The 21,641-nt window shown below is 48.8% G+C and carries 25 protein-coding genes; 7 read left to right on the top strand and 18 right to left on the bottom strand.

Going from position 1 to position 21,641, the window contains the following annotated elements; all coding sequences use genetic code 11:
* The first annotated feature begins 74 nt into the window (after nucleotides 1-74).
* A complete protein-coding gene (locus tag CF651_RS14625) occupies nucleotides 75-458 on the top strand; it encodes an SET domain-containing protein (protein ID WP_094015606.1) in 384 nt (127 codons plus the stop codon).
* A gap of 122 nt (nucleotides 459-580) precedes the next feature.
* On the opposite strand, the gene CF651_RS14620 is transcribed toward CF651_RS14625, so the two are convergent.
* Together CF651_RS14620 and CF651_RS14615 are read right to left on the bottom strand one after the other, a co-directional pair.
* Nucleotides 581-2,326, bottom strand: a complete 1,746-nt coding sequence (locus CF651_RS14620) for an AAA family ATPase (RefSeq protein ID WP_094015605.1) — start codon at nucleotides 2,324-2,326, stop codon at nucleotides 581-583.
* A gap of 152 nt (nucleotides 2,327-2,478) precedes the next feature.
* Nucleotides 2,479-3,198 (bottom strand): hypothetical protein, encoded by a 720-nt coding sequence (locus CF651_RS14615; protein ID WP_094015604.1) that lies wholly within the window; start codon nucleotides 3,196-3,198, stop codon nucleotides 2,479-2,481.
* Between the two features lie 167 nt (nucleotides 3,199-3,365).
* On the opposite strand from CF651_RS14615, the gene CF651_RS14610 reads away from it, so the two are divergent.
* Entirely contained in the window at nucleotides 3,366-4,034 is a 669-nt protein-coding gene (locus tag CF651_RS14610) for a Crp/Fnr family transcriptional regulator (RefSeq protein WP_094015603.1), read from the top strand.
* 5 nt (nucleotides 4,035-4,039) lie between these two features.
* Here the strand turns inward: CF651_RS14610 and CF651_RS14605 are convergent, their stop codons facing one another.
* Both CF651_RS14605 and CF651_RS14600 read right to left on the bottom strand, forming a co-directional pair.
* Nucleotides 4,040-4,357 (bottom strand): NIPSNAP family protein, encoded by a 318-nt coding sequence (locus CF651_RS14605; protein WP_245855913.1) that lies wholly within the window; start codon nucleotides 4,355-4,357, stop codon nucleotides 4,040-4,042.
* Between the two features lie 199 nt (nucleotides 4,358-4,556).
* The gene (locus CF651_RS14600; protein WP_094015601.1) at nucleotides 4,557-4,940 is read right to left on the bottom strand and encodes a DoxX family protein; all 384 of its coding nucleotides are present in this window, start codon (nucleotides 4,938-4,940) and stop codon (nucleotides 4,557-4,559) included.
* A 175-nt stretch (nucleotides 4,941-5,115) separates the two neighbouring features.
* Here CF651_RS14600 and CF651_RS14595 point away from each other — a divergent pair, with 175 nt between their 5' ends.
* The gene (locus tag CF651_RS14595; protein WP_094015600.1) at nucleotides 5,116-5,589 is read left to right on the top strand and encodes a ferritin-like domain-containing protein; all 474 of its coding nucleotides are present in this window, start codon (nucleotides 5,116-5,118) and stop codon (nucleotides 5,587-5,589) included.
* Nucleotides 5,590-5,662: 73 nt separating this feature from the next.
* Here CF651_RS14595 and CF651_RS14590 read toward each other — a convergent pair whose 3' ends face one another.
* The 4 genes from CF651_RS14590 to CF651_RS14575 form a co-directional block, all read right to left on the bottom strand.
* On the bottom strand, nucleotides 5,663-6,511 hold the full coding sequence (locus CF651_RS14590; RefSeq protein WP_094015599.1) for an RnfABCDGE type electron transport complex subunit D: 849 nt from the start codon (nucleotides 6,509-6,511) through the stop codon (nucleotides 5,663-5,665).
* Nucleotides 6,512-6,528: 17 nt separating this feature from the next.
* Nucleotides 6,529-7,410 carry an FMN-binding protein gene (locus CF651_RS14585; protein ID WP_094015598.1) on the bottom strand — a complete coding sequence of 294 codons (882 nt, stop codon included), beginning with the start codon at nucleotides 7,408-7,410 and terminating at the stop codon, nucleotides 6,529-6,531.
* Nucleotides 7,411-7,484: 74 nt separating this feature from the next.
* Nucleotides 7,485-8,792 carry a sensor histidine kinase gene (locus CF651_RS14580; protein WP_094015597.1) on the bottom strand — a complete coding sequence of 436 codons (1,308 nt, stop codon included), beginning with the start codon at nucleotides 8,790-8,792 and terminating at the stop codon, nucleotides 7,485-7,487.
* On the bottom strand, nucleotides 8,785-9,477 hold the full coding sequence (locus tag CF651_RS14575) for a response regulator transcription factor (protein ID WP_094015596.1): 693 nt from the start codon (nucleotides 9,475-9,477) through the stop codon (nucleotides 8,785-8,787). Before CF651_RS14575 ends, CF651_RS14580 begins: the two co-directional genes overlap by 8 nt.
* Nucleotides 9,478-9,570: 93 nt before the next feature.
* On the opposite strand from CF651_RS14575, the gene CF651_RS14570 reads away from it, so the two are divergent.
* Complete coding sequence (locus tag CF651_RS14570; RefSeq protein ID WP_245855912.1) at nucleotides 9,571-10,485, top strand: FAD:protein FMN transferase; 915 nt, start codon at nucleotides 9,571-9,573, stop codon at nucleotides 10,483-10,485.
* Nucleotides 10,486-10,560: 75 nt separating this feature from the next.
* Here CF651_RS14570 and CF651_RS14565 read toward each other — a convergent pair whose 3' ends face one another.
* The 9 genes from CF651_RS14565 to CF651_RS32275 form a co-directional block, all read right to left on the bottom strand.
* Nucleotides 10,561-11,085: a hypothetical protein gene (locus CF651_RS14565; protein WP_094015595.1), complete on the bottom strand. Its 525-nt coding sequence runs from the start codon at nucleotides 11,083-11,085 to the stop codon at nucleotides 10,561-10,563.
* A 206-nt stretch (nucleotides 11,086-11,291) separates the two neighbouring features.
* Nucleotides 11,292-11,801, bottom strand: a complete 510-nt coding sequence (locus CF651_RS14560) for an SRPBCC domain-containing protein (protein ID WP_094015594.1) — start codon at nucleotides 11,799-11,801, stop codon at nucleotides 11,292-11,294.
* A 21-nt stretch (nucleotides 11,802-11,822) separates the two neighbouring features.
* Nucleotides 11,823-12,158 (bottom strand): ArsR/SmtB family transcription factor, encoded by a 336-nt coding sequence (locus CF651_RS14555; RefSeq protein WP_094015593.1) that lies wholly within the window; start codon nucleotides 12,156-12,158, stop codon nucleotides 11,823-11,825.
* A gap of 261 nt (nucleotides 12,159-12,419) precedes the next feature.
* The gene (locus CF651_RS14550; protein ID WP_094015592.1) at nucleotides 12,420-13,991 is read right to left on the bottom strand and encodes an FAD-dependent oxidoreductase; all 1,572 of its coding nucleotides are present in this window, start codon (nucleotides 13,989-13,991) and stop codon (nucleotides 12,420-12,422) included.
* Between the two features lie 118 nt (nucleotides 13,992-14,109).
* A complete protein-coding gene (locus tag CF651_RS32280; RefSeq protein WP_179232817.1) occupies nucleotides 14,110-14,277 on the bottom strand; it encodes a hypothetical protein in 168 nt (55 codons plus the stop codon).
* A 155-nt stretch (nucleotides 14,278-14,432) separates the two neighbouring features.
* On the bottom strand, nucleotides 14,433-15,170 hold the full coding sequence (locus CF651_RS14545; RefSeq protein WP_094015591.1) for a WecB/TagA/CpsF family glycosyltransferase: 738 nt from the start codon (nucleotides 15,168-15,170) through the stop codon (nucleotides 14,433-14,435).
* A 44-nt stretch (nucleotides 15,171-15,214) separates the two neighbouring features.
* Nucleotides 15,215-15,823: a DUF1349 domain-containing protein gene (locus CF651_RS14540; RefSeq protein WP_094015590.1), complete on the bottom strand. Its 609-nt coding sequence runs from the start codon at nucleotides 15,821-15,823 to the stop codon at nucleotides 15,215-15,217.
* Nucleotides 15,824-15,992: 169 nt separating this feature from the next.
* Nucleotides 15,993-17,420, bottom strand: a complete 1,428-nt coding sequence (locus CF651_RS14535; protein ID WP_094015589.1) for an SGNH/GDSL hydrolase family protein — start codon at nucleotides 17,418-17,420, stop codon at nucleotides 15,993-15,995.
* Nucleotides 17,421-17,566: 146 nt separating this feature from the next.
* The gene (locus CF651_RS32275) at nucleotides 17,567-17,725 is read right to left on the bottom strand and encodes a hypothetical protein (RefSeq protein WP_179232816.1); all 159 of its coding nucleotides are present in this window, start codon (nucleotides 17,723-17,725) and stop codon (nucleotides 17,567-17,569) included.
* A 171-nt stretch (nucleotides 17,726-17,896) separates the two neighbouring features.
* On the opposite strand from CF651_RS32275, the gene CF651_RS14530 reads away from it, so the two are divergent.
* Nucleotides 17,897-18,397, top strand: a complete 501-nt coding sequence (locus CF651_RS14530; protein WP_094015588.1) for a CBO0543 family protein — start codon at nucleotides 17,897-17,899, stop codon at nucleotides 18,395-18,397.
* Here the strand turns inward: CF651_RS14530 and CF651_RS14525 are convergent.
* Nucleotides 18,394-18,975, bottom strand: coding sequence for a histidine phosphatase family protein (locus tag CF651_RS14525; RefSeq protein ID WP_094015587.1), 582 nt, complete (start codon nucleotides 18,973-18,975; stop codon nucleotides 18,394-18,396). The two genes, CF651_RS14530 and CF651_RS14525, sit on opposite strands and share 4 nt — an antisense overlap.
* Before the next feature lie 190 nt (nucleotides 18,976-19,165).
* Here CF651_RS14525 and CF651_RS14520 point away from each other — a divergent pair, with 190 nt between their 5' ends.
* Nucleotides 19,166-20,527 carry a cytochrome ubiquinol oxidase subunit I gene (locus tag CF651_RS14520; RefSeq protein WP_094015586.1) on the top strand — a complete coding sequence of 454 codons (1,362 nt, stop codon included), beginning with the start codon at nucleotides 19,166-19,168 and terminating at the stop codon, nucleotides 20,525-20,527.
* Nucleotides 20,520-21,545: a cytochrome d ubiquinol oxidase subunit II gene (locus CF651_RS14515; protein WP_094015585.1), complete on the top strand. Its 1,026-nt coding sequence runs from the start codon at nucleotides 20,520-20,522 to the stop codon at nucleotides 21,543-21,545. The genes CF651_RS14520 and CF651_RS14515 overlap by 8 nt, the downstream gene beginning before the upstream one ends.
* Nucleotides 21,546-21,641: the final 96 nt, after the last annotated feature.

Here is a 21,641-nt window from a genome sequence, read left to right as displayed (position 1 = left end):
CTATAATTAACATTTTAATGGCAAAGCACAGGCAGAGATTCTGTAGAAGACTAAAAACCGCGTAGGAGACAACTATGATCGAAATTAAGACTTCCCCCCTTAGCAACGGAGAGTTCAACAGGGGCGTATTCGCAACACGTGATATAGCAAAAGGTGAGCTGATCCACGAGGCCCCTGTCATTACTTACCCAAATGAAGAGCATGATCACATCGAAAAAACAATTCTTGCAGATTATGTTTTCAATTTCGGCGCCAACCATTCGGCCATCCTCTTGGGATTCGGGAGCTTATTTAACCATTCCTATGAACCCAATGCCACTTATGACCTCAATTTCGAGCAGCTTACCGTAGACTTTTATGCTTATAAGGACATCACAGCCGGAGAAGAAATTCTTATCAATTATAATGGAGAAGTCGATTGCGACGATCCGTTATGGTTTTATGAGGAAAACCAATAAACTTTGGCTTCATCCAGCCAGGTACGGATGGACTCACATTCCTGCAGCAGTGCCTGCAAATAAAGAACCGTGGTGCCTCCGGATCAGCCGGACACCACGGTTCTTTTATAGTTTGCAAGAGCTTATTCATCCTCAGACGGAGAATGGGTGGACGTATCCGACATCAAATCTTCCCTGATGGCAGCTTCCCGTTTGGAAACGGTAAAAGCAGCTCTCGATTTGACCTCCGGCGGCTCAGGACGGGTATGACCGTATAATTGCACATAAATTTCTTCGATTTCCTCACCTGTTAAATCCCCACGCTTCAACAATTCCTCAGCGATAGCATGGACGAAGTCTGCATGCTCGTTGACCAGCTTCTTCACTTGCTCCATCTGATCCAGGAGCAGCTCGTTAATTTGGGGCCGGAGCGCCTTGAGTGCATCTGTCCGGTTGCCTGTAGCCAGCCAACTGAACAACTCATTGCCCATCCCTACCATACCGAGGTAGAATCCAGCCAATTGTGTCGCTTGCTGAAAATCGGAGGTCACCCCGTTTAATTTTTTGTTCAGAAACTCCTCTTCTACGGCTCTCGCAGCCAGACAAACCTGAATTTCCCCCAGAATCTCACTATCACTGCGATTATAGCGTTCCTGCGTCGGTTTGGTGGCTGCAAGGCCAAGGGCACCGCCCCGACGGATGATCGTTACCTTCCATACCCGCTCATGAGGCTTAAGCAGGTATTGTGCCACCGCATGGCCGGCTTCATGGTAAGCGACATTGCGTTTCTCGTCCTCGCTCATGGAACGAAGCGGCTGCTTAAGTCCCCATTCGTACGTCTCCATAGCTGCGCGGAAGTCCTCGTAGCTCGCCAATTGAGCGTCACGCTGATGGGCGATAATGACGGACTCGTTCACAATATGCTTAATCTGGGCTGGACTGTAGCCGATCGTATCGAGCGATGCCCGATGAGGGGTCAATGTGGAATCTCGCTTCACCTTTTGCAAATAATATTCAAATATGTCGACTCGTCCATCATAGTCAGGCACATCGACCCACAGCTGCCGGTCGAAGCGTCCGGGACGCAAGAGGGCCGGATCCAGAACATCGGGCAGGTTGGTTGCAGCAACCGTAAGGACGACCGGTCTTTCCGCCTTCTTGCGGCGAAGACCTAGTGAACGAAGCAGCTTGCCGATCCGGGAATTGTCAAGGTTCGGCGGGTCCATCTGCAGCAGCAGCTCATTAAGCAAGCCCGAGCCTCCGCCCATACCGAACATACCGGCTGCACCGCCGCCGCCTGCCTGCCGATTCATCCCTATCGCATCCACCTCGTCGATGAATATAATACAAGCGCCATAAACCTTGGCCAGCTTCCTGGCCTTCTTATACAGGCTCATAACCTTCAGATTGCCTACACCGAAAAACATATTCTGAAAGCTCGGAGCCGAAGCATAAGCGAAGGGAACCTCAGCTTCATTGGCAATGACTTGGGCCAAATACGATTTGCCGGTGCCCGGCGGGCCGCAGAGCAGAAATCCCCGAATCGCTTCCCCGCCCATCTCTTTAAACTCCTTGACACCTTTTAACAGCGTAACGATTCGCTTCGCATTCTCTACGATTTCGGGGTTTCCCCGGTAATCCTCCCAGGTCGCCCCCGTCTCACCGGGCAAAATCCAGTAGGTGCGCCCCCGGGCCAGAAACCAGAACAGGGCTACGAATTGAATGATGACGAACAGGATCCCGAAAAGCAGCTGAAGCACAAGCCCGCCGATCCCTAACGCAACCGCCCATGCATCCGGGCCTCCTGCCCACAACAACACGCCGATGATGACGAGAGCTGCGAACCATAGGAGGAATTTACGCCATTTGATCCATCGATATTTTCTCATGGATTCACTCCCTTAGGTTCGATTTTTAATGTGGATTTGTTGTAACGCGGGAAACATAGGCTATTCCAATGCTCCTATTATTTTAATAAGTATTCCTGCCGGCAGATAAACATTCAACGTTTCGGCATCACCTCGCAACAGCGTTACATTTTTTACGGAGTCTCCTGCTGCTCCGGCAATTTGTCCGTCAACCAAGAGTCAAGAGGTTGAAGCGTTCGATGCAGATTCGAGTCGCCTTCCTCATCGACATAGGGAGCATAAGACCGGAAATAGTCAGGATGTCCACCAATAAGCGGAATCACCACTTGAGTACCCGGAGCATTCGCGTTCCGTTTCCACTGAGGGAATTTCCAGGGACCGCGCCTCCAGCCGCGCCAATGCCCCAAACGGGCCACAGGATCCTTCCTTTTGGTTTCCAACCCCTCTGCAGACAGGAACAACACCCGATCCTGCAGCTCTCTGCGAATAGGACATCTTGGCGAACCGATCTGTATGACCAGCGGCGGAGCAAAGCCCGCCTTGATCATTTGTCCTGCTAGCTGCACAGCTGTAAGCCCTCCCCCGCTATGCCCGACAAGCAGCACATGATCTGACTGTGCCGCAGCATGGAAAATTCGCTCACGGGTTGCTCGTACGCCGATTGAATTCAAGAACCGTTCGTGCACATCAATCAGATCGCGGAATATTTCGTACAGCTGCGGAACAAGCCGCCGGGACCAATCCCCGTAAGGATAGAGCGAATCCGCCTCTACGGTATAGCCCCGGGCTCGCAGCAGGAAGGACAATTCATCTCGGATCGTGTCCAGAAATCCCGGAGCCGTTGCAATGCCGGCTAATGTGAACAATGCTATGGTCTCGTTGCTTCGTTTCAAATCGGATCTGCTCCCCCCGTCCCTAGGTTTATTTTTAACAGGATGTGTTCGCGCTCTAGGTAATGGAGACTGAAGATGATGTGCATGGTATACTATGGAAAAAGGATCTTCGTTGATAATGTGGTTACCAATTGAACTCATTGCCAAGATCGGATGGTGTAAAGACGTTGCGCTCTCAACAGATCGAACATATTGTCTCCAAATTTCCCAGCCTATCTTCGATATCGCGGGAGGACTGGGAAGGAAACGGCATAGCTGTATTGTCTCTGCCGCCCAATGAGGTGCTGCATGAGGGACATTTGCTCGAGCATGCCGCTCTCATTTTAGATGGCACCGTTCGGGTATATAAAGTAAGCGGAACCGGCAGAGAAGTCACCTTGTATCGGATAAGCGGCGGAGAATGCTGCCCGCTGATGATTTCCAGTATTTTGGGAGAAACAGAGTACGAAGCATCGGCCTGTATCGAGGTTCCTTCATCAGTCTTAATACTGCCTATCGCCGTTTTCCGGGATTGGATTGACAAAGACAAAAGCTTCAGACAATACATATTCAAAGTGTTTGCCCGCCGACTTCTCGTCATGTCCAACCTGCTGGACAGCATTCATTTTAAGTCTATTCGGGCCAGAATCGCGGAATACCTGCTTGTCCAAACAGCAGTACATCACAATAGCGTGGTCATTACCCATGAGCAGCTAGCCGTTGAACTCGGTTCCGCTCGTGAGGTCATAAGCCGCACATTGAAATCTCTGGAGCAGGAAGGCTGGATCCGTTTATCGAGAGGCCAAATCACGGTTATTCATAAGGATCCGCTGCTGCTTATCACACAGAATGAATGAGGGCTCTATGACCTAAAAAAAGGAGCCCGCTTCATCATCATTTCTTCGATCTTAGCCACGATCGGGCCGCTTTGCTCCGACTTGCGCTTGACTTCGATCCATTCCGGGTCTTGCCGGAAAGCATCCCACTGGCGATCGCGTTCTTCCCTGTTCTTATATTGCATCACGTAATACAGCTTCGGAAGACCTGTCTCATCCACCCAGAAATCGTACACTTGCATCCCCAGCCGTTCAAAAATACCAAGTGTGTGCTGCTCAAATCGCTTCTGTATCGCTTCCATTTTCCCTTCATGTATCGTATAAATACGCAGTTCGAATATCATATCCATTTCCTTCTCCCTTTCTCTTGGTCGCAAGTGAACCGTTCCGGTAGTCTAACGGCTCTCTTCCTATATTACTTCCAATGTATTCCTACGGTTACTGCTTGTCAATGGATGCCTATTATTCTGCATCGATTGCCTGCTGCATGAAAAAAAAGACCGTCCGCAATTGTCGGACCGTCCATTGTACATGCTCTCAAGTTCAGGAGAAAAGCAGCCGTACTCTTGCGTCTCGCAGCCAAATGCCGCCCCAGGCCAGAATCGCAATGTATACCGGAAATAAAATATGAGTAAATAACGGGGCATCCATGCGAACATGGGTAGCGATGACACCGCCAAAATAACCCGTCAGCAGCACCGCGCCCAAAGCAGAAGTTCGTGGAACAGCATAAAGAACGGTAGCAATCAGCCCCAGAATTCCGATGACAATAACGTGGTGCTCGGCATACCCCAGTGAGACGGTTCCTTCGACAACGGCTGCAGGTTTGAACAGCTTGGATACGCTATCAACCAGCATAAACAGAGTGACTAGTCCACTCATGATTCTCGCTGTCCAGAGCCTGCCCTTAGAAATAGTTGAACTCATAATGAACACACCTTTCGCAAATGGATGATATATACGATCATAGCATAAGCAGCGGTGCCGCATTTCTTATGAATTGCTAATTCTGCTTCTTGATTGGAAACCGCTGGAACCCGCCTGGGCATCCGCACATATACTGTGTGTATTCCATCTTCTGTCACTGGGAGGTTATTCATTCATGTACTGGGTAAATCCATATTGGAGCCGGGCCATGTTCAAGCCCGTCTGGTCCACATCGCCTCAGCAAGCGCTGAATTTAATGAAGGAAGCGGTTCAGGGAGAACGAAACGACGAATTATTTTATGACGAATTGATCAAGCTTGCACCGAACCAAGAGCAAGCCTCAATGATTGCTTCGATTCGTGATGATGAGCGCGGCCACAATCAAATGTATCGCGCCATGTACCGGGAGCTGACCGGTCAAGAAATAACAGGAATCAGCAGCGAGCAATACCAACGGGTAACCTCTTATACTGAGGGACTGCAGCGCGCGCTGCTAGGTGAACTGGGTGCGGTCGAAAAATATCGTTTGATCTGGTTCGGGCTACCAGCAGGCATTTATCGTGACACTGTATACGGCATCATTTTGGATGAATTGAAGCATGCAAGCAAATACAATTATTTGTTTACCCTGAATCGTACTTCATCTTAATTCGACAAAAAAAAGCCAAGCAGCATGCTTTATTTTAAAAAGCAAAGCTGACTAGGTTTTTTTTCATCCAACATCAGACCGTTATTCGGCTCGAGCTCGGCTTCTTATTTCTGTCGGCTGCGTAGAGCAGAATATGAAGCAAATTGGTGCATAGCAGACCAACCAGAAGAAAGGAGGTGCCTCCATAGTAAAAATTCCAAGCAATACTGAAGAGGGCCGCAAGCATACCGAACCAAATTTGGCCGGACACTTTGGGAGGAGAGGTCGGCGGATCAGTAACCATAATAAAGCTCAGGAAGAGAATGGCATTGACGAACGGCGCTTGATACAACTCTATGATTTGGCCTGTGTGCAATAAACCGAGCACAAGCAATATCGCGAAATAAGTGCCCAGGAAGGAAAAGACCTGCGGAAATTTGTTCGTCTTGCGCGCGATCCAATATCCCCCGATACCAACGATAGCCAGACACCACAGAGGCATGTCTGCCAGACTCCCCCACCAGTCTTCCCCGCTGCCGAATATGAGGATCGTGAGCAGCAGTCCGAAGGCTGCCGGATTAAAGAAAGGCTTGCGGCTTACCCGCAGCAGATGCTTGGAAGCGATAGCGAATACCGAAGTGATTGCTTCAATGTACCACGGCTCCGAATAGCTTAACACCAGCGCAACGATCAGGCCGGTAATGATGGCTCCGTCGGGAAATCTTGATTTGATCCTCTGTATCCGTCCCGCAGCTAAGTCAACAATTACAGCGGCAGCGACGGATACAGTGGTACTCAGCAGGCCTCGGTACGTCCCGGAATAAGCTGCAGCAATGCCCATAAGCAATACTAGAAAAAGGATGACGGTCATTTTAGGTGTTTTCCATACATTCACCTTTTTGACTGTCGTTTTTGGTTTAGCTTGACGCTCCGTTTGGATCATGCTTGTCTCCCCCTCTCTTAGGCTTGTGCCTTCTGAAGGGCTTGTCGGACCGCCTCAATAAAATCTTCTGAGCTTCGGGTAGCACCGCTAACCGTGCTGATTCGAGCACTTTGTTTCTCGACAACTTGGGCAGGCAGCGAATCAATATAATGCTGCGGATAACGCGTATGGCTGGCCGTAATCAGGACATTCGTAATTTTATCCTGCATAATGGACACACTGACCTCCACCGTACCGAAGCTATTCGTTCCTGAGCCGGTAAAGGTGCCGTCTTTATACTTTGATGCAGGCTTCGGAACAACAGTATTGGTGCGAGTACTATTCGTGGAAGGAGCGGGAGAAGCTGCCGGAGCTGGATCTTTTACAGCTGGTGCCGTGCTCTTCGTTGGCGTTGCAGTCTCCTGCACCGGCGCTGCAGCAGGTTTCGGAGCTTGCTGTGTTTGCTGCGAATTGTCGATGGTCGTTGACGGTTGCTGCGCCGGTTCAGGTGCAGATTTCGTTTCTTGCGACTTTTGCGTTGTCGTCCCGGTTTGCGTTGATGCTTCCTGCGAAAGCACAGGAGCAGACTTGGTTTCTTGCGGCTTTTGCTGCCCATTTTTTAATGACGTTGACGTTTCCTGCGTCGGCACAGGAGCAGCTTTCGTTTCTTGCGGCAAGCTTGCCAATGGGGCAGATGCTCCATCCGTTGGTGCAAGGGCAGATTTCGTTTCTTGCGACTCCAGTGGCGTAATCTTCATCGACGTTGATGCTTCCCCTGTCGGCGCAGGGGCAGAATAATTTTCATGAGCCGAAGCCTCCTGCAGCAATGCAGGCTGATTGTTCACGGCATATCCTGCTCCATACACAATGCTAATCGCCGTTGTACATAAAGCAATCCATTTGTTTCCCATGCGGGCCATCTCTCAACACTCCTCTATCTTGTCTTGGCCATTCCTACAATACAGCAGGTACATGAAAACAAACTGAAATACGCTTATGATTTTGAATCCGCATGAAAAACCACCTCGAAGCAGCTTCCCTTCCCTTCCTCACTCGTCACATGAATATGGGCCTGCAGCTGTTTAACAATATCCGCGGCAATCGATAATCCCAGGCCTGCTCCCCCCAGCTCGCGTGAGCGCGCCTTGTCCACCCGATAAAACCGGTCGAAAATATTCGGCAGCTCCTCCATTGGAATTCCGATTCCGGTATCTATGACCTGGAGTGAAACCCCCGAAGGCTTCACTGCTTTGCACACCACCGTTACTTCTCCCCCCGCCGGCGTATATTTCAGCGCATTATCCAACAAGATGGTAAGCAGTTGATGTAACTGGTCTGAATTGCCTTGTATAAGAGGCAAAGCCTCATTACTTTGCCGATTCAACAGAAGCTGAATTCCGTTTTGGGCCGCCAATGGCTGCATGGAACCGACAACCTGATAAGCAAGTGCGCTTAAATCCACCTGCTCCATGTGGCCACCCCGCTTCTTGGCATCGCCGCGAGCCAAAGTTAACAATGACTCCACCAGCCGAACCATCCGTTTCACTTCATCCTTTAATCCTTCCAAAATATGCTGTTCAAACTTTGGCAGCAGCTCTTTGCACTCTTCCAGCAGTTCCACCGAGGAATGAATCACACTTAATGGCGTTCTAAGCTCGTGGGAGGCATTCGTTGTAAAATCAACCTGCTGTTGATATGACTTCTTGACAGGAATCATGGCTTTCCCTGCAAAATAGTACCCTAATCCGCTGGCAATGGATATAAGTACGGCGGTAAGTGCAAACAAGGCAACCTTGATTTCTCTTAGCAATTTGATGTCCTCTGTAATATCGGCTGCCATCCAATAAGTCCCGCCAGAGCGGCTCAATGTACCTGTCCCTACCAGGAACGTCTCTCGTTTCCCCTCCATATTGATTTCATAGGTGCTAGGGGAAATTTTCATTTCCTTGCTTTGCGCCCATTGCATTAATTGATTAGACATGAGTGTATAAGGTGAAGGAGATGCGTAAATCCTCTCTGCAGAGTTAACCAAGACGACCAATTCATCGGATTCTAAAAAGGTCCACTCCAGGTTCTTTTGATCACGATCCGAGTCCTGCTCCCTGCGCTCCCGCTTTACTTCCTCCAGCCTATGCTCCCATTGACGGTTCATTTTTTCCTGCATGTTCTCTAATTCTTGAACTTCGTTTTTTTGCAGCGAATGCTGAAGAATAAGATAATACGTCACGGTCACGAGAATAAGGATGACAGCAAGAATGGTTCCAAAGAAGAAGGTCAGCCGTTTTCTTGTTTTTTCAAACACGCTGTTCCTCCTTTACATCCAGCCGGTAGCCAAGCCCGCGTACATTTTGGATGATTTTATCGTGGAACGGATCATCCAGCTTTTTCCGAAGCAATTTGATCGTCGCATCCACCGCATTCAGAGTAATATCGGCATCCAATCCCCATACCCGGTCCAGCAACTGCTCTCTGCTCATGACTTGCTTGGGATGATTGGACAGAAAAGCAAGCACCTGGAACTCGCGGCGGGAAAGCGACACGGGCACCCCATTTCGGAACACCTCATACGTCGTGTGATTAATGACCAGGGTTTCCCCGAACGACTTCGTCTCGCCCTCCCAATTCATCGCTTTCCTGCGGTACAACGCATTCAATCGTGCGATCATTTCCTCGAAATCAAACGGCTTGACCAAATAATCGTCTGCTCCCGCATTCAGTCCCTGAACCCTGTCCGTTATGGTGTCACGGGCGGTTAGCATCAGAATCGGCGTCTGGTCCTTCTTCATACGAAGCTCCTTGCACAATTCAATCCCCGACTTATGCGGAATCATCCAGTCCAGAATATATACGTCGAAGGGGGATCTAGCCATAAATTCCATTGCCGTGTCCGCTTCCAATGCCCACTCAACCTGGTAAAGCTGCTTTTTTAATTTATATTGGATCAGCTCACCGAGCTTTTGGTCATCTTCCACAAGTAAAATATGCAACTTTCTCACACCTCGCCATTTTATTTCATTTTATTTTCAGATTATTTGCGTACCATGGAAAGTGCCAACAATCTTTTCAAGGAGGTTTTATCCATGACGGTTAGGAAACTCATATCAAGACAAGCCCTTGCCATGGGAACTTCCGTTACCATCCAAATCGTTACGGCACAGTCCGAAATACTGGCTTCGCAAAAAATAGATCGTGTGCTCGCTTTATTTCATCATATGGAAGCCGTATGCAGCCGTTTTGACGAGGATAGCGAATTAAGCCGATTATGCCGGCAAACGGGAGTTCCGGTGCAGGTAAGCGACATTTTATTTGAGCTCGTTCGATTTGCATTAGAGCTTTCCTCATTAACGAATGGCATGTTCGATCCGACCGTCGGCAGCCGGATGGCATCGCTGGGGTTCAAATCTCACTATCTGACCGGGGCCACAATGACTAATGAACTTGCATATGATCAAAATGCAACCTATCAAAACATTCTGCTTGATGAGCGCACAAGATCGATTGAATTGACTAAACCGCTTCTTCTCGATCTGGGAGCGATCGCCAAAGGCTTCGCCATTGACCTCGCTGCCAAGGAGCTTCAAGGCTTTGAGGGCTATCTTGTCGAGGCGGGAGGAGATTTGTATGCCGGTGGGTCCAATGAAGAAGACGAGCCTTGGCAGGTCGGCATCCAGCACCCTCAATATTCCGATCAAATCATCGGAACCGTGAGGCTATCGCATGCGGCAATCTGCACCTCCGGTGGCTATGAGAGGCGCCACGCCAAGCTTGCGGATCAGCACCATTTAATTGTACCGCAAACCGGGCACAGTCCCAATGAATTATTAAGCTGCACGGCTATCGCTCCTCATGCGATGCTGGCGGATGCCTTCTCTACCGCCGCTTTCATCCTTGGGCCCAAAGCGGGATATCGACTTCTTCACGACAACGGGCTGGAAGGCTTGTTCATACTTCCCGGCCTGCAGCTGCAGTCGACACCTCAGTTTCATTTAGCATGAGTGGCATAATGAAATCATGGGGAAAGTAAAAAATGCAAGCTTGCCGTACGATCAGCAAGCCTGCATTTTTTACTCTCATAAGAACGCATGGATCAAAAACAAGACCGTGAAGGCAAGTCCGGAACGCAGGTGCCATTTCCGGTCCAGTTTTTTGTATCTGAATAATCCCGATACAGGGACAGGAAGCAAGACCAACAAAGCTAGCAGCCCGGTAATATTGCTGAAATCCAATTTAAAGCCATACATAAAGACTGCGACCGCATGTAGGACAATAAAGGCAATGGCGATAAGAGCAATCGGGGTATGCCATCTGCGGACGAACCGGAGCAGTTGAGCAAGCCATTTTTTCAGACCGCCGAATCGATCAGCCAAACGCCGTTTAAGCACATAAGCAAGTACATAGTTCGCCAGTACGAAAAATAAAGCGATTCTTGCATTGGAGCCAAAGTCCTTGAACGTATGCTCGAAACGGCGGTTGTGCACGGTTTCAGACGGTAGATGGAATAAGCTCCATAATTCCCACACCACGAGCAGCACGGATATGATAATTGCAATGACAACCCCTATACGTTCTTTAGGAGGAATCCATGTCTGTTTCATTGGACTAGCTTCCCGTGAATGCATGTCTACTTCCCCTTTCCATTAGATACGTTATAATATAACCTTTTTTTCTGAAAATTAAATGAAAAAATGAGTTTAGCAGAAGGACCGCCTGCTTGTTTTCCTCATACAATTACGTTTCTTGGCACAAAAACAAGGCCGCAGGCTTTGTTGCACCCACGGCCAATTGAGATGGTTTTTCTGGATTAACGAATGGATTGCAGATGCTCGGCAAGACGATCCCAAGTTTCCTTAATGCCTTGCTCCATGCCCATTTCCATGACGGATTTGAGTGCTTCAGCTGATGCGTATTGCGCCCGGCTAACAAGCTTCGTTTTCCCATCCTGCTCTATGAAAGTCATGGTTATGTGAGATGACGGCATGCCTTCGACTTGGTTGCCTTCGGCATCGGAGAAGAAGTCAACGTAGACGATCTTCTCTCCCTCAATAATTTCCTCATAAACCGCTTTGCCCCACGACTCGAATCCAAAAAAGCTCCCTTGGTTCTCGTCGATGCACTTCATACAGTAATGCCATATTCCACCTGGGCGGAAATCAACATTGCATACCGTTAGAGTCCAACCGCGGGGTCCCCACCAATGTTTCAGATGCTCAGCCTCCGAGAACGCTTGGAATACAAGCTCGCGAGGTGCATCAAAAACACGCTCCAAAATAAGTTCATTTCCTTCTACCCTTGTCAGCATTGGATTCGCCATAGTTCTTATTCCTCCCATAAATTAATCAGATGGTTTATTATGATCTTTCGCTTGAAGCTTCTGTAAGTAAAGCTCCAGTGCGTCAAAGCGTTCATTCCATATTCTGCGGTAGCTGTCCAGCCAAGTATCCATAGCTTGAAACGGCTCTAAGCGAAGCTTGTAATGCCGGCGGTTGGCATCTGCCTGAACCTCTACCAGTCCGGCTTCCAGCAGGACACGCAAATGCTTCGAGGCTTGAGGCTGGCGAAGCTGCAGCCGGTCAGCGATATCTCCGACGGTCAACGGACCGTGAAGCAGCAATTCTACGATTCGCAACCGATTAGGTTCAGAAAGCGCACTAAATGTATTTATGTCCATATCTCAGATGATTGTTATTGAATTGAAAGATTACATAGGTTACGGTAAAAGCGCTTCTTTCAATTCCGCTCAAATCAGGCCACCTCCGTTTCGTTTTCGACTTACCGCAGCCACATCCATAATATACCCTTAACGGAATATTCCTGTCAAGGAATATTGAAAAATAATTTGCAATTCGCAAGGACAGACTAACTGCCACAGCATCTGCCCCTTGCGAATTGGCTATTTTTTTATGGTGCTTCCGAAATGACATCAATAATTTTACACAGGTCCAATATGAGGCCAAGCCAGCTCAATACCATGAGTCGTGAGCACCGACTGCAGCTCTTTGAGCAGGTTTGCATCTTCGCGAACCTCGATTGGCTTCCTTCCTTTATCCAGACAAAATGCAGCGGTGTAACCGGCTGATTCACCGATATTCCATTCAACCGGGTGAAGTCTGTAGCATCCGTTCGTAATATGGGTCGTTCCAATGTTTTTGCATGCCGCCAACAGGTTGGTAACCCGCTCTGGAATCAGACTGCCGAGCGGAATTTGAAATGGAACTGAAGAAATATCCAAAAAATTGCGCCCGCTCATGCTCGGATGCAGATCAATCCGGTAGCATCCGATCCCAACGCTATCCGGAAACACCTCCGATCCCTGTTCTCCCCGCACAGCCGCGCTTACATGCTGTTCAAGAACAGTGAACACAGCCTTGATTCGGCGCGACTCCCGAATATAAGGCGCTTGGGCCATGCCATCCTCTGTCCCCACTACATCCGGCCGCAACCTCAATCCCGGGTAGCCTGTTCCCCCATCCGGCCTGGGCGCTTCCGTTTGCAGCCAATACAGCAGCGAAAAACTCAGCTGCTTGGCTTGGCTGCGATGTTTCTCTGCTGTGGAATTGGGTACATCATATATATTACCTAGAAAGTAATCATTCTGCGCCCAGTTCACGAGCGAGATATCGGACGGATACGTTCCAGCTCTAAAATTAGCTTTATCCACGATCCTCCGGTAAATAAACAAGGGATATTTATCTGTACCCGGGAAAAGGGTTTCTTCCGTCGGCTCCAACGTTTTGGGATCAGGCGATACCCAATTCAATTGAGGATTCGGCCAGAAAGGCGCTTGAAAGGCTCTCCAGAAATCATAATCCTTCGGCTTGTCGATCACATGCTTCTCTCTCTCGAAGTAATCCATGGCAAAGCAATACGTAAATGCCTGAATATCCTGCGGATCGGCTGGCCCGTCCAAGGCATGGGGTTCACCCGTATCCAGCTTTGATTCCGCCCCGGTCACATAAGCCACATCCGCCAATGGCAGCAGATCACCGCATTCCGTAGCATCAAGAAAATAGTCTGCGTGTATCGTCAGCTTCATCCCATGCTCTCGTTTCAACGTAACCGCGCGAATCTCATCCCGCTCCCTTTCAGCGTAGATTGCTTTACTGCGTGTAAGGATGGTTAGCTTCCCACTGTTAACATAGGGGGCCAACATTTGCTGCAGCACTGCATGCATGACCCGCGGCTCCGCACAAAGCCTGCTTACGCCTCCGTTGCCCGGGTTGAAATAATATGCGGACCTGCCATAGTCAGATAGAGCATAATTTTGACGATAATAGCTTCTGACTTCATTCCGGAACTCACGGTAGCTGCGCGTGCAGCCGAACTGTTCAATCCACTTATGTTCATCCGGCGGCACCGCCTGACTCGTGAGCTGACCGCCGATCCAATCGTACTCGTCACTCATCACGACTTGTTTCCCTAGGCTGCATGCAGCTATCGCTGCTGCACAGCCGCCTATCCCGCCACCGATAATGGCAATATCCGCTTTCAGCTCCTTATGCATGTGACCAGTCACCTCTTTATCCAATATATGGTTATTACCCCATATACCCAAGACGTAAACGTTCATCATGAAGTTGCAGATTCAACAAAAAGAGTCATGGACATGTCCATGACTCACATTAATGCCTTCTTCTTCTCGCTTCCAATTCCCGCTTCAGCGCGTTCTCAACGGATTCGGCGAGCATATCGAACTTCTGGGCGATCGTATGCTTTATGACCGCTCCGCAGTAGGCGCATTCTTTTTGATGAATCTCAATCAGTTTGTAGCATCTGGGACATTTCATCATTATGTAAAATCAGCCCTTTGATTTGATAGTATACATAGTATATCGACCAAAGACTGCAGAGATATTACTACTTTTTGTCAATCGCACGAATCATACAGACAAATACGCGTGTATGCTTGATGCGAGCATTATCAATACAGATCTGGGTTAGAGGGCTAGCTTTTCCCCTTGAATAACAGCGCACGTATTGCAAAACGAGGCAATATCAACTGTCTGCGCCATCTGGAGGGTTGTTTCATTAGCCGGAAAAGCCACTCCAAATTTAATTTTCGGATAGCGGCCGGTGCTCTTTTTACTTTTCCCGCGATCACATCCAGACTTCCGCCCACGCCTACTGCGACTCTGGCGTTGAGCTGATGTTTATATTTGTAAATCAAACGCTCTGCTTTGGGAGCCCCTAGAGCCACGACGACAACATCCGGATTTAATGCCTGAATATGCTCTACAATTGCCGGTTCTTCAGACGGTTTGAAAAAACCATGATGCCTCCCAACGATCCTGGCGTTCGGATATTTACTCCGTATCACTTCGTCCGCCTTGTTATTTGTAAATTCATCTGCGCCGAGCAAATAGAACGACCAATGCTCACGATGACCTGTCTCTAATAGCTTTAATAGCAGGTCGCATCCTGTCACGCGCTCCGGAAGCGGGTTTCCCTTTAAGCGGGATACCATCACGATTCCAATCCCATCAGCCGTAAGGAGATCCGCCTCATCGATTATAGAACGCAGCTGCGGGTCCTGCTGGCTGGCCATCGTGATTTCCGGGTTGAGTGTCACAACGTGGAACAAGGCAGGTCTCTTCTCTTCTATGATCCTGCTGATCCGATCTACTGTAGCATCCATCGTTATTTTGGGAACCGGAATTCCCATAATGCTCGAATAATTGTCCATTAGCAGCAGCCGCCTTTGCCCAATTGGTTCTTATACAATCCGCATTATTTTACGCTGCGGATATCTCCCTCATTATGGTTGCTAAGCCTAAGATGCTCGAAGCTTACCTGGCACCCTTCGCCTATCGGGGATTGAGCAACGACACCCACCTTAAGCTCCGCGCCGCATTCCATGCCAAAGTACCTTATTAAGTGCCACCTCAGCCCGTCCAACGAATAATGAAATGCGAAGCTGTTGCCGGACCTTGCGATTCTCAAGAACGGATTGACGATGTCCAAATCCCCGCCGATGCAATCATCCGAAGTATTTTTCGTGACCACGCTAAGAATTGATTTTCTTCCCTCAAAAAACTCGTAGCACAATTTAGCCCAGTTCTGAGAATCAGACATGATCATTAAGCACCCGGAATCATACTGGTGCTTCATCTCCACATGGACCCTTGTCGATATATTAAAGTCCCCTTGTACCTTTGTAAAAAGGAACGGCGCTGAAGCTTTCACCTGCGTTCCTGCCGGATCAATGAAATAATCCGCGTTCTCCGGTGCCGAGACGAGCAGCCCCTTATCCTCATCGAATGTCCAGCGATTCGGTTCATGAATCCAGCTTAATTCAGCGCTTAAGGAATTTCCGGAACATCGGTCAAATAAATTCATTGCATTCACTCCCATATCATGGATATTTTTCATCTGTAAGAGTCCCAACCTTACTTTACCATATTTAGGAGGTTGATGCGCTCTGCTCTTGTGTTGAAGGAGGAGATAACGATCAACTATTACCCTCCTCTCCCGCTTCATGAACTAGACGCAGGAGATGACCGGAAGGTTACACTTTTATCCAAGCATCTCCCGCCCAGGAATGAATGTGAAACCATCCGTTTCCTTTTTCGAATACCGCTACTTTTTGTGGGGTGATTTGACCTAGCTTATACGCTTCATTCCAGGGGTATTTGTTTAGGTCAGTCACTTTCTTTACTTCCACCCATTCGCTCACAGAATGCAGGTCCGAAGGCAGAGCATAGCTCGTCTGTACCCATTTGGGTCCCACTACGGTCTCAATTTGATAGTACCACTCATTTTTCCAATAGGGATAACCGTGCCAGCGTGCCAATACTTTGACTTTTTGCGGAGAAAGCATATAGCCCTGATCTTTGCCTGTATTTGCGGAATACGGATCGTTAAATGCGTATGTAGGCGTCTCTAGTTGAAGGCTGTCACCCGGAGAGCTCGGTTGTACTTCCAGCGCCCCGCCTATCGGGTTGATCCATTTCTCACCCAGCCAGGTGTTCACCCGGTACATTCCACCCTGCTGAGCAACAACCTGAAGCATTTGCGGGGAAAGGGTCGCTATTGCCGCCGGTCGGTACGTGTCCGTGCTTGAAGGAACGGCGTCGAACAGCTTTTCCTCCTGCAAAATGGCAATCGTTTTATTCACCCGGCTTTCCCGCGTGTATGATTGTATTTGTACTTCATGATTGGACACCGTTAACCCGGTTATTCGATCAGCAATAGCATCCGCAATAGCCCTGTATCCATCGGCATTCGGGTGTAATATATCATTCATCAGCGGGTGAACCGGCATTGCCTTGCGCCCAAATACCAGGTTCGGAATATCCAGTAGATCAACGCGTTCACTGTAACCCTCAAAGTTTTGGTACACCTCCCACAGTTGATCCGAATACAGCTGAGCGTTTTCAATCGGAGTCATGACAATGGACTTGGAGTCATTTCTAGAAAGAAAAGGATTCGGTATCCGCAGTAGAACAGCTCCGTTCGTTTCCTTCAACAGTCGATCCACCGTGAGCTTAAGATCGGCTTTGATCTGATCCGGGCGGCTTCCCCCGGCAGCCTCGCTCCCTCTAATATCATTAATTCCATAAGAAACAATATATAAATCAGCCTGGTCCTGAATGACTTGATTCAGTGTATTTCCGTTAGGAGCTATGTTATTTACAAAATGATGCAGCGTGTTCCCACTCGCTCCACGGTTCTGCATAACAGCTCCCTCCAGCGGCCCGCCTTTTCCTGCGTAATCTTGGCGCAACCGGTCATACATCGCTGCAGCTGCCTCCGTTGTACTGTCCCCCACGAAATCAATAACCTTACCTGACTTAGCTCCTTTATAGAAAGCACTCACAGGCGGCGCCGCAGCGGTGTTCGTCGTCATACTAGCAGCTGTACTTGCGAATGGAAACCCTGCCGCCATAGCAGCGGCAACGGAAAAGCAAAGGATGTTCCTGAACCACATCTTCATCTGACGAATTCACTCGCTTCCTCATGAACTTGACTTCACTTCATCATATTACCCAAAACTACCCTCCCGATTTCATTTTAGCAGCAAAAAAAACAGGTTGCCACGAGGGCACCTGCCCATTTAATGCTTATGATATGATGGGTCTCTCAATAACCGTAATACGGATTTTCATTGCCGAGCAAGTAATTCACCAAGAAGTACGCTAGAGGACACAAAATAATAAAACTAAAAATACCGATGACCCAGCCCAGCCCGCTGTTTGCTTGGTTAGCCCGTTTCGTTGCGATTTCCATTTTCATTTCCATGTGATCTTCCCCTTTACTTTTTCATTTGCATGTTTCTTTTGCGTTAGCTCAAGTATAGAGGAAGAGATGGCAGAAAATATGTGATTCTTGTCACAGGCGCAGCCTCATTTAGAATAATAACAAATGGTTACACTGAACTGCATAACGACATACAGGGAGAGAGCGCATGGGATGATATTATTTACGAACTTTGCATTCTTAGCTGCTGTTCTACTAACGGGAGCAGGCAGGCAATGGAAAACCTATTATGTAACGTACACATTTGTCTCTCTTTGCAACCTTCTATATAACCTGCTCTGTCAAAATCACTTGACCTGGTCGTTTCATCCGGAGCTATTGATAAATCACAAAATAGCCGACCTGCTCAATACCTTCGTACTGCTTCCCTCTATAACGATCCTATACTTATATTATTACCCGTCCCGAAAGCTCACGAAGTTCTTCTATTACTTCGGCTGGGTCATCGGATTAACCCTTCTGGAATCTATCTGGTTTATGTATGGCCGTATCACTTACGATCGGGGATGGAGCATCCTTTGGTCCTTCGGATTTTATTTAGTCATGTTCTATGTCATCAAGCTCCATCAGACGAATCTCAAGAAAGCTTTGCTCCTCTCACTCGGGTCTGTTATATTCTTGATCCTTGTTTTCAAAATCCCGCTTTGGGATTAGAACGGTTTCCCTTTCCACATTCTTTCTACCCGCTCCAATTGGGAATGGTGAAATGTCATTTTATAAATATCCGGCTTGGAGGTACGGTTCCAGAAGTCAAAGCCGTAGCTTTTATTATAGTAATGCATGATGATCGTCATGATATTCCCATGGGTTCCGATAACAACATGCTTTCCGGCATAGTCCTGAAGCAATTGTTCAATGAGCGGAATAGCCCTTTGCTGCGCCTCCCTCGTCGATTCTCCCCCTTCGAGCGCATAGTCCAGGTCCACGAAGGACACTTCTATCGCCTTTAACAAATCCTCCCATGGCGCCTTATAATCTAACCCTTTTATTGCTCTTTCCCTCAGTGCTTCGAATCGGTTTATAGGTAAGCCTTTACGCTCTGCAATAGATTGAACCGTTTGCACAGCCCTTTCATAATGGCTTGAAGCAATGTAACTGATGTCAACCCCTTCGAGTACATCCGCAACCTTTACCGCGTCGGCAGTACCTTCTTCAGATAACCCTCTCGTCCTCTCTTCGCCAAAAACAAATGGCGATTCTGCGTGCCTCACCATATATAACGTCGTTTTCATAAAAAGCCTCCTCCAATCGATTCAACCTAAATCCTTATAAACGACCGGCTCCTGAAGAAGCCCCACAGCATTCGGAAATCTAATTTCTACAAATTTGCAAATAATTCCTGCACGATCCGTTTATACTAACGCATGAAAATAGTTCCAGCCCTCCGCTCAAACCGGAGGGACAGGAAAGGATGCGTTTATCATGACGACTGTTGAATTAGCTCGTGCCTTATTCGGAACCTCGATGGCCTTTCACATTATTTTCGCCACCCTTGGTGTCGGACTGCCGTTTATGGTCGTATTTGCCGAGCTGCTCTATCATCTTAGGAAAGAAAAGCATTACGCCATCATGGCCAAGCGCTGGACGAAGGGCTTTGCTATCATTCTAGGGGTAGCCATACCATCGGGCACCATCGTCGGTGTCATGCTCTCCCTGCTGTTCCCGGGATTTATGGCCATTGTAGGACAGGTGATTGCCGTGCCCTTTCAGGTAGAAATCTGGGCGTTCCTTCTAGAAGCCTTGTTTATGTCGATCTATGTGTATGCGGCAGACCGTCTCTCTCCACTTTTGCGCATGGTTAGTGTGTTTTTCGTAGCCCTCGGAGCCAGTGCCTCGGCTGTGCTCATTACCGATGCCCATGCCTGGATGAACACGCCTAAGGGCTTTGATCTCGTGAACGGCGAGGTGACGAATGTAGATCCGATCGCCGCTATATTCAGCCCGAGTCTGCTAACGACTTCGCTTCACGTGTTGTTCTCCGCCTACATGACGGGCGCGTTCATCATCGTGTCTTTAGCAGCTGCCAAATTGCTTAGACGAAGTCTTTCGCAGGAGGAGCGGAATTATCACACCCGCAGCCTGGTGCTCGGTCTGGTGATCGGCGGCGGACTTTCGCTGCTTACCGCACTGAATGGACATGCTACGGCACAAATGCTGCACAACTATCAGCCGGAGAAGCTTGCCGCTGCAGAAGGGCTATTCAAGACAATGGATCACGCACCGCTTGCGGTCTTCGGTGTGGCCGACCCTGTAGCACAGGAAGTACGAGGAGGAATTGAAATCCCTTGGCTGCTCAGTTTTTTGGCGGGAAACCGCTTCGATACCGTTGTCAAGGGCTTGAACGAATATCCCGAGGAGCTGCGTCCTCCCTTATACATCCATACGCTCTTCAATCTGATGGTCGTCATCGGAATGCTGCTTATTGTGTTCTCCGCGGGAACACTGCTTTGGCGCTATTTGTTCAAACGCAGTCTGAGCCGCTGGATGCTGTTCGCGCTGAGCGCATCTGGAGCCCTTTCTATCATCGGCGTAGAGACAGGGTGGATCTTCAGCTGCACCGGACGTCAGCCTTGGACGATTTATCATATTCAGCTGACCAAGGACGCAGCGACGCAGAATGAAAATCTCGGTTTCCTGTTCGTCACCTTTGTCAGCATCTATGTGGTGCTGCTGTTTGTAACGATGTTCGTGCTGCGTTTTTACTTCAAGCGTCATCCTGTGGCAAAGGATCTGACCGATACTTTCTCTTCCACAGACGAGGAGCGTGTTCCTAATTATGCTTGAATCGACAATTGCCATCGTGCTGGTGTGGTTTCTGGTGTTTATCTATTCCATTCTGGGATCCATTGATTTCGGCTCGGGCTTCTGGGGGATGCTGCTGGGCCGGGGCCGCCAAACCAATGCGGGTCATTTGGCCAACCGGTATTTATCTCCGACTTGGGAGGTTACGAACACATTTCTGGTGCTGTTGGTTGTAGCCCTGGTTGGTTTTTTTCCCAAAGCGGTTGCGATTCTGGGCACAGCCTTAATTTTGCCTGTCAGTCTCGTGCTGTTCCTCCTGCTGATCCGCAGCAGCTTTATGGTGTATGCATACTCCTCCGATAAATATGACAAGCAGCTGCGTGTTGTTTCCGGGATCACCGGGCTGTTAATCCCCGGCCTGCTCGTCTCCATTCTTCCCATATCGCTTGGGGGATTTATTGACTTTCCCAACGGCGTACCTACACTGCATTTTGGCAGCCTGATGCTCAGCCCCACATTGTGGGCCCATCTTGGCTTTGGCCTAACGACGGAATTGTTCCTGTCGGCCTTGTTTTTGTCGGATTACGCCAAGGAATCGAATGATGAATCGGCTTATCTTCTTTACCGCAAAGCGGCGATCGGGCTGGGACCTTTTACGCTATGCTTTGCCATTATCACTATCTATACGCTGCATCCGGAAGCCGCCTGGTTGAAAACAGGGATCGAACAGAACATCATCTGGTTCATCTTGTCCATTCTCGCCTTTGTCATCGGTTATTGCGCCTTACTGTCCTTCCGTGGGAGCGGGCCGTCACTCGTGCCTCGCGTAGCCTTTACGGCCATTATCCTGCAATATGTTTTTGCCAGCATCGGCTATGGGCTTGCCCATTTGCCCTACATGATCCAGCCGCATCTCACGGTGGAGCAGGGCTTTACCAATTCAGTCACCTTCCACGCGCTGCTGGTTGCCTATGCCATTGGCATTTTAATTCTGGGGCCAGCCTTCTACTTGTTCTGGAAGCTTTTTCTTAAGGACAGACGGTATTTGCGTCAGGACTAGCCTCTACAAGCCACCCATGCTGTGAAAAAAAGAACAGCCTAAGCTATCTTCATCCATCAGAAGACTTAGGCTGCTTATAACTTTTGTGGGCCTAAT

The sequence above is a fragment of the Paenibacillus rigui genome (assembly GCF_002234615.1).
Lineage (GTDB): Bacteria > Bacillota > Bacilli > Paenibacillales > NBRC-103111 > Paenibacillus_S > Paenibacillus_S rigui.
The sequence above is the reverse complement of the archived record's forward strand: the minus strand, read 5'-3'. Positions and strand labels throughout refer to the sequence as shown.